Genomic DNA, 1,910 nt, shown 5'->3' with positions numbered 1-1,910 from the left:
AATAGAGTAGGAGGGAGTGACTAGCTCCCGTCCTCTCACACCACCGTGCGTACCGTTCGGTACACGGCGGTTTCAATAGTTGACATGCACAGACTGATAGGCTGTGGCTAAATCATAAAAGCCACTGTTTATCAGTCTTTCTTTTAACATAGCTCTCTTTACTGTCGTAAGATTTGAAGAGAACCAATGTCCTTTTCGACTGTTAGCCGCTATATGTGCATAGTATTCTGGAATTCCCATTTTGATTAGATTTCTCTTTTTCGTTTTAGGCAGCTTCCACTGTTTCCATATACACATGCGTATTCTGTGATAGAGCCATCCGTTGATATCTTCTATGTTGTTCTTCATGCTTGCGATTCCGTAGTAATTCAGCCAGCCCCTAGCATACACCTTTATCTCTTCAAGACTCGGTTTTATGCTCTGACACTTCTTACAGGAAGATAAGGTTTTCAGTTTTGACTTAAATTTCTTCCATGACTTTGGATGAACTCGGACATATATGCCACTACCATTCCTTCCCAACGTAAAGCCAAAGAACTTAAATTTTCGGATTGCAAACACACTGACAGTACGGCTTTTCTTTCTGTTCACTGTTAGTTTCAGTTTCTCTTCGAGATATTTCGTACTGCTTTCCAAAAGTCTTTCTGATGCTCGCTTGCTCTTTGCTAACAACACTATGTCATCAGCATATCTGACACAAGGCACACCTCTCTTAAAGAACTCTTGGTCAAACTCATTCAGATAGATATTTGCCAGTAACGGCGAAAGATTTCCACCTTGCGGAGAACCTTCTTCCGTTTCCATTACCACTCCATTTTCCATTACACCACTTTTCAGATATCGTTTTATGAGTTGGATTACTCTTTCATCTTTTACATTCTTGCGTAAAAGGTTTAATAACAGTTCATGATTTAACGTATCAAAATATCTCGATAAATCCAGCGATACCGCATAGGTATAGCCTTGTTCTGCATACTCTTTTACCTTAAGGATTGCGTCTTTTGCGCTTCTGTTCGGGCGATATCCGTAACTCGTTTCGCTAAAGAGTGGTTCATAGATTGGCATTAGCTGTTGTGCTATTGCCTGTTGTATGGTTCGGTCTATCACTGTCGGTATGCCTAGCTTTCGCACACCACCATCTGCTTTTGGGATTTCAACTCTCCTTACTGGAGACGGAGTATATTTCCCTCTTAATATTCGGTCTGTCAACTCCTTTTGATGTTCCCTTAAATATGGGAGTGCTTCTTCAACGGTCATTCCGTCAATTCCCGCCGCTCCCTTGTTTGCCTTTACTCTTTTGTACGCTCTGTTCATGTTGCCCTTGTACAGTATCGCCTCTAAGAGTTTCGGCTGTGCACTGTCTCTTTCTTTCCATATCCGATTGAACGACCTAGACGCTTTCGCATACCCTTCATGTTCCGCATTATCTCTTTGCGAACAGCCATTGTTCATGTTTTCTGTCATTGTAAGTCATTCCTCCCTTTCTCGGTCATACTCAAGGCTCCTATTGATTCGGTCCTTCATCTTTCGACTACTATGACCTCTGCTGACTTCTGTGCGTTCAGCATAACCTTACAGTTATGGTTACTCCTTTCAGAGCATTCCACACAGACCTCCCTGGGTACCACACGTTTCCTTCTCTCCATCTATCTGCCACATTTATCATGCATGATTCCGTGTAGTTATTGGGCTTCGACTTGTTATGCAGCCTTACCCTCATGCATAACCTTTTATGTGATTTCTGTTCGTCAGACCGGAGATTTGCCCATGGGTTAGTATGTTCCCCATATCCAGCTTCCTTCCGATTCCGTCTCACGGCGGACACCCTTGCTTTCGGCTATATCCTTCCCACTACCGGGCGGATTCGAGACTTTCACTCGTTGGAAACGTGCGCCGCCAGGCGCACATAA

Annotated in this window: 2 protein-coding genes; both read right to left on the bottom strand. The window is 43.4% G+C overall.

The features are described from left to right. Window positions 1-72: 72 nt before the first annotated feature. On the bottom strand, window positions 73-1,464 hold the full coding sequence (ltrA, locus tag MUB35_RS30305) for a group II intron reverse transcriptase/maturase (RefSeq protein WP_244807375.1): 1,392 nt from the start codon (window positions 1,462-1,464) through the stop codon (window positions 73-75). A 56-nt stretch (window positions 1,465-1,520) separates the two neighbouring features. After that, complete coding sequence (locus tag MUB35_RS30595) at window positions 1,521-1,646, bottom strand: hypothetical protein (RefSeq protein WP_255611085.1); 126 nt, start codon at window positions 1,644-1,646, stop codon at window positions 1,521-1,523. Window positions 1,647-1,910: the final 264 nt, after the last annotated feature.

Source organism: Blautia sp. NSJ-175 (genome assembly GCF_022867815.1).
GTDB lineage: Bacteria > Bacillota > Clostridia > Lachnospirales > Lachnospiraceae > Blautia > Blautia celeris.
This window is presented reverse-complemented; position numbering and strand designations above follow the sequence as displayed.